Raw genomic sequence first — 6,000 nt, 5'->3', positions numbered from 1 at the left:
AACTGGTGATCACCGGCCTGCGTCCGTACATGAATGTGTCCCTGATCGGCGACACGACCGAAGGCAAGAACCTCGGTTCCTTCTCGATCTACGAGGAAAACGACGCGCGCAACAAATGGGGCATGCAGCCGATCGTATCGCAGACCTTCAATAAACTCAACCAGAGCGATTATTCCGACGGCTTCGCGCCCAACGAAAAGTACCTGGAAACCCTCCATCTCGGCGTGCTCGGCAGCGTGGAGGAACCCATGCTCGCCAAAGCCATGACCCGCATCCTGGGCCACGCCCCCGCAGCCCGGAAAGCCGCACCCGCAGGCAGCCGCACCATGATGAACAAAATCGGCACCAGCCGCAGCTTCAAAGCTTACAGCGGCCGGATGATCGATCAGTTCCCCCGGTAAACCTAACTTCTTCCCATAAAAAAAGGCGCCTCACCGGGCGCCTTTTTCGATTTATTTATCCATCTGCCTGACCACCTCCAGCACGGTGTTCGCCGCCTGGTAAAAGAAGGAAGGTTGGATGCGCGAGAATTCGTCGCTGGGGCGGTGGTAATCCGGGTGATCCTCCACACCGAAGTAAATAAAAGGAATCTTCTGGGCGTGAAATGCGCCCTGGTCGCTTTGGGAGGTCCAGTCCTGGGCGCCCGTGCCGGCATTGTCGTGCCCGGTGAGCAGTTTGATTTTTGATGTTGCCGCGGCGGCGGTGATGTAAGGTTTGAGCTGGGGATAATGGAAGGTGCCGCAGGCGTAGAGCTCGTTTTTATCATTGCGGCTCACCATGTCGAGATTGATGTTGGCGACGATCTTGGCCAGCGGCACAGGCGGCCGCGCTACGAATGCCTTTGCGCCCTGGAGCCCCATTTCTTCAGCGTCGAACGCGGCGAAGATGAGCGTGTATTTCGGCGGGTGTTTGGCGAACCAGGCGGCGATCCCGAGGATGGCGGCCACGCCGGATGCGTTATCATCGGCCCCGTTGTAGATACTGTCGGCCACGCCCGCCGCCTGCCGCGTGCCCACGTGGTCGTAATGCGCGGAGATAACGATCACGCTGTCGGATTTGCCGGGGATGTAGCCGTACAGGTTCGTGCCCATGATGCGCTCGGTGCCGCGGGTGAAGTAGAACGACTGTTCATATGTGCCCGACATGGGTTGAATGCCGGCCTGTTTAAATCGGTCGAGCAGGTAGAATTGCGCCAGCCGGTTGCCTTTGGAGCCCGTGAGCCGGCCCATGAACTTGTCGGCGCTGAGGGTTTCCACGTCTTTCAGCAACTGTGCGGAATCCACTTGTGCGCTGGCGGCGCTTGCCACGAAGGCGCAGCAGATCAGGGTCAGGATTTTCTTCATCTGGGATGGCATTTTCCCAAATGTAGCGAATACCGGCTGCTAAATCCGGCAGGCGAATAAAAAAAGCCGGCCCCTTCCCGGAGCCGGCTGAAGCTATATGGCAAAGCGTTGTTATTGGAAGATGTTGTATACCGCCCAGCTGCACACGTAGGCCAGCAGGGTCATGTACACGAACTGGATGATGGGATACTTCCAGCTTTTGGTTTCGCGCTTCACGATGGCGAGCGTGCTCATGCACTGCATGGCGAAGGCGTAGAAGATCATGAGCGACAATCCCGTGGCCAGGGTGTACACCGGCCGGCCGTCGGACCATTTGGCCGCGGCCATTTTCTCGCGCAGCGTGGCGTCGCTTTCTTCCGCGTCCACACTGTACAGGGTGGCCATCGTGCCCACGAACACCTCCCGCGCCGCAAAAGAAGTGATCAATGCGATGCCGATCTTCCAGTCGTAACCCAGGGGTTTCACCACCGGTTCGATGGCGTGGCCCACGATACCGGCGTAGCTGTTGGCCAGTTTGGCGGACTGCATTTCACGGTCAAGCTGGGTGAGGGTTTCTTCGTCGGTAGTGGCCGCCATTTGCGTTTCGTACTGCTGGTGAACGGCTTCCATGCGGTTGGAGGGGCCATACGAAGCGAGGAACCAGAGAATAATGGAAATCACCATGATCACCTTCCCGGCGTCGGTGATGAATATTTTTGACTTCTCCACCATCGTGGTGCCAACGTTTTTCCAGCGGGGCGCGCGGTAAACGGGCAGTTCCATGATGAAGTAGCTTTTTTCTTTGATCTTGATGAAGAGCTTCATGACCGCGGCCACGATGAACGCCATCACGAAACCGAGCAGGTACAGCACCATCATGGCAAGCCCCTGCAGGTTGAAGATGCCGAAAACAGGCGTGTCAGGTACCACCAGGGCGATCATGATGGTATAAACGGGCAGCCTGGCGGAGCAGCTCATCAACGGCGTGATCATGATGGTAATCAATCGCTCTTTCCGGTTTTCGATGTTCCGCGCGGCCATGATGGCGGGCACGGCGCAGGCTACCCCGGAAATCAGGGGCATCACCGATTTCCCGTTGAGGCCCACCTGCCGCATGAGGCGGTCGGTAAGGAAGGAAATGCGCGCCATGTACCCGGTATCTTCCAGGATGGTGATCAAACCAAATAGAATGGCAATCTGGGGAATGAAGATGACGATCCCGCCGATGCCGGCGATCACGCCGTTCACCAGGAGGTCGGTCCAGCTGTTGTCGGGCAGCACTTCGGAAACCCAGCCGCCGAGGGAGCCGAAGAGGCCGTCGATCAGGTCCATCGGGTAGGAGGCGAGCCAGAAAATGCTTTGGAACATAAGGAAGAGGACGCCCAGCAGGATGAGGTAACCCCAGACGCGGTGCAGGAGGATGTTATCGATCCTTTCCGTCTGGAGCTGCTGCTGCAGCGGGTCGGTTTCCACCACCGTTCCGTTCATGATATGTTTGATGCGGGCGTAACGTTGCATGATCTCGTCGGCCTGCACTTTGGTCTTGTTGAAATTTTGCGCTTTCAGCAATTCACGGATGTCGCGCTGTTTGTTTTCGGGGATGAAAGGCAACTCCTCGTGGTTGGCGGCCACGTGCAGCGCGGCGTAATCGCTGGTAACGGGGAAAATCGCCTTTACGCCTTCGATCACCGCGGGGGCGAGCTGGCGGCTGTCGATGAACTCGCGCGCGGGCGACTGGAATTTCTCCTGCGCGATCAGTTCGATATTCTTTTTAAGGGGTTGGAGCCCTTTGTTCTTCCGCGGGTTGATGGCCACCACGGGCACTCCCAGTTCCCGTTCCAGGCCGGCCAGGTCTACTTCTATGCCTTTTTTCTTGGCCAGGTCCATCATGGTAAGGCCGATGATCACGGGCATTTTCAGATCGATGATCTGCGAGCAGAAAAGCAGGTTGCGCTTGAGATTGGAAGCGTCGGCGATGATGATGATCATATCGGGCCGGTCGTTTCCTTCGGGGTGGAGGAGCACATCATAGGTCACGAATTCGTCCGCGCTTTTCGGGTACAGGGAATAAGTGCCGGGCAGGTCGATGATGTTCGCCTCCAGCGTCGGCGAGATGCGGGCGCTGCCGGTCTTCTTATCTACCGTAACGCCGGGGAAGTTGCCTACTTTCTGATTTAATCCTGTCAGCGCATTAAAGAGCGAGCTTTTGCCGCTGTTCGGGTTGCCGACCAGCGCAATATTGATTGGTGCCTTCATCCTTATCTGTTCCTCCGGTGGTTTTTAGAATATGCAAAACTAGCAATTAATCAGGGAGGCGAGTGATCGGATCGGGAAAAAAGGAGGAGCGGCAGCCCGGTTCAGGCCCAATAAATAAGAAAGCCGCGGTAAATACCGCGGCTCCTCTGGTTTTAGAAACTAAACTTATTGTGACGAATTGCTATATCTTATGAATACGCTACCGGTGTGTTGAACAGGAACCCGATGAAAGGGCGGCTTGCCGTGGTCTTGGGCTCTGCTGCCTGGGGAACCGTGTCCGTTTTGGCGGGAGCGGGATTGTTCCGGTCGGGGCCCTGGTACCGGTAATTACGGTCGAGCGAGTCGCGTTGGTGGCGTTCGGTGCCCGGCGCGGGAGGGATATCCCTTCTTTCCCAATCACCGTTGTCGTTCATTTTCAACTCCATACGGTCATTTTCTTCCCAGTTATGCCCTTCATCCCACCAGCGGCCGCGGCGGTAGCCGTCGAAATGGAAGTGGTTGCGCGCATCCCTGTCCACGATCACCTGCTTGCCGGCCGGTACGTAAATCGTGAGATATACGCGCTGCAACCGGTATTTCGAGTCACGGGGAATGGAAAAGCCGCTGGGCAGGAAGATCACGGAATCGCGCTGGCTGATCTGGAACTGGATCTGGCGGGCCAGGCCGCGGGCCTCCGCGCTGGAGCGGCCCCTCGATTTCTTTCCCATCATGATGCTGAACTTATCGTCCAGGCTCTTTTCCATATTGATGACGATGTGCCCGATCACGATGGTGTCTTCCGAAATCCGTACATGGTCGTCGAACATCGGGTGATCGTCGATGTCCAGCATTTCGTCGGCCGTCGAGATGATGAGCCGGCCGGTGGATGGCTGCTGGATGGAAAGCTGTTCACGTACACCGTTCTCGGTGGAGAAGTCGCGGGAAACGGATACCGCGAGGGCGATGGCAAGCACGATGCCGAGGATCCAGAAGAACCCGAGCGTCATGCCGGCGTATTTATTCGGCATCCGGTTACCGGTGATCTTGCGCACCAGGAAGAGGATGAGCGACAGGATGGGAACACCTATCAGCAGGGCGAGGGCAGGCCAGAAGAGCATCGACTGGGTACCTTCGGCGAAAATGAGGTCTTTGATCGGCACCAGGACCGCGGAAAAGGAGGCAGCAGCGATCAGACCCACTACCATCACGAAGAGCAGTACGAATCCGAAGAAGAGGAAGAACCCTTTGGCAATCCATACGATGGCGTTGCCCAGTCCCCGGAAGAAAGACTCTATTGCAGATCCGGCATCTCTACCGAACTGTTTCCCGCGGCCCGCGGAAAAATTTCGCACATCCTCCCCCATACTTTCCATGCGGGCGCGGATCTGGTTCATTTCTTCCTGGACGGTTGCTTTAATATTATTTACGTCTACGCGCTCCCCCCGCATTTCCAGTTTCTCCGCTGCGGAATCGGCTTCCGGCGTGGCGAACCAGAGGATGAGGTACACGATGATACCGCCGCCCCAGAAGAGGGCCGTGATCACGAACAAGATGCGCAGGATAACGGGATCGATGCGGAAATAAGCGGCCAGTCCGGAGCACACGCCGCCGATCACTTTATTGTCGCCGTCGCGGTAGAAGCGTTTACGCGGACGAACATACGAAGGGTCGAATGCGTATTGCTGCTGTTGTTGCTGCGACTGGGAAGTGTTGGCGTTGTTGGCGGCGGGTTGATCGTCGCCGAATTGTTCGGGCGTACCCATGGCGGCTTTGATCTCGGTCACGTCTGCATCGGTGATGCAATGTGCGCCTTTTTTGATTTTATCCTGGAAGATTTCTGCGATGCGGCTTTCGATATCGCTCACGATCTCGTCGGCCCCCTCTTCCTGCGAGAAATATCGCTTGAGGCTGTCCAGATACTGCCTGAGCAGCTCGTAGGCCGAGTCCTCGATGGGAATCAGGCGGCTGGAGAGGTTTATGTTGATAATCTTTTTCATCTCTGAATCTTGGTTTTTAGGTTTTGGATGGGTATTTATTGATGAGATTCTGATTGCTGGGTGAGTTGGTGAACGGCGTTGGCGAGTTCGTTCCAGGTGGCCTCCAGGACTTTATAAAAGGATTCCCCTTTATCGGTCATGGAGAAGTATTTGCGCGGGGGGCCCGAGCTGCTTTCTACCCAGCGGTAGGTGAGGTACTCCGCGTTCTTGAGGCGTGTCAGAAGCGGATATAAAGTCCCTTCCAGGATATCCAGCTTCGCTTCTTTCATTTTTTCAATAATGTCTGAAGGGTAAGCCTCGCCTTGCTTGATGATGGAGAGGATGCAGAACTCGAGCACCCCTTTTCTCATCTGTGATTGTGTGTTATCTATATTCATGGCAAGTGAGCTTTTTTGTTTTGGGCTGAATCTTTCAGCTTGACAATTCAAAGATACAAACAATTTACT

The 6,000-nt window shown here is 56.0% G+C and carries 5 protein-coding genes; 1 reads left to right on the top strand and 4 read right to left on the bottom strand.

The genetic code is table 11. From position 1 onward, the window contains the following. Positions 1–401: hypothetical protein (locus Q0510_RS01705; RefSeq protein WP_366940981.1), on the top strand; the 401-nt coding region annotated here is incomplete at its 5' end. A gap of 51 nt (positions 402–452) precedes the next feature. On the opposite strand, the gene Q0510_RS01700 is transcribed toward Q0510_RS01705, so the two are convergent. The 4 genes from Q0510_RS01700 to Q0510_RS01685 all read right to left on the bottom strand — a co-directional run bounded on the left by Q0510_RS01700 (position 453) and on the right by Q0510_RS01685 (position 5,904). Then, positions 453–1,343, bottom strand: coding sequence for a M20/M25/M40 family metallo-hydrolase (locus Q0510_RS01700; RefSeq protein ID WP_298707651.1), 891 nt, complete (start codon positions 1,341–1,343; stop codon positions 453–455). Between the two features lie 111 nt (positions 1,344–1,454). After that, positions 1,455–3,578: a ferrous iron transport protein B gene (feoB, locus tag Q0510_RS01695; protein ID WP_298707650.1), complete on the bottom strand. Its 2,124-nt coding sequence runs from the start codon at positions 3,576–3,578 to the stop codon at positions 1,455–1,457. 188 nt (positions 3,579–3,766) lie between these two features. Further along, entirely contained in the window at positions 3,767–5,554 is a 1,788-nt protein-coding gene (locus Q0510_RS01690; protein WP_298707648.1) for a PspC domain-containing protein, read from the bottom strand. A 35-nt stretch (positions 5,555–5,589) separates the two neighbouring features. Next, a complete protein-coding gene (locus Q0510_RS01685) occupies positions 5,590–5,904 on the bottom strand; it encodes a PadR family transcriptional regulator (RefSeq protein ID WP_298707646.1) in 315 nt (104 codons plus the stop codon). Positions 5,905–6,000: the final 96 nt, after the last annotated feature.

It is taken from the genome of uncultured Chitinophaga sp. (assembly GCF_937874145.1).
Taxonomy (GTDB): domain Bacteria; phylum Bacteroidota; class Bacteroidia; order Chitinophagales; family Chitinophagaceae; genus Chitinophaga.
This window is presented reverse-complemented; position numbering and strand designations above follow the sequence as displayed.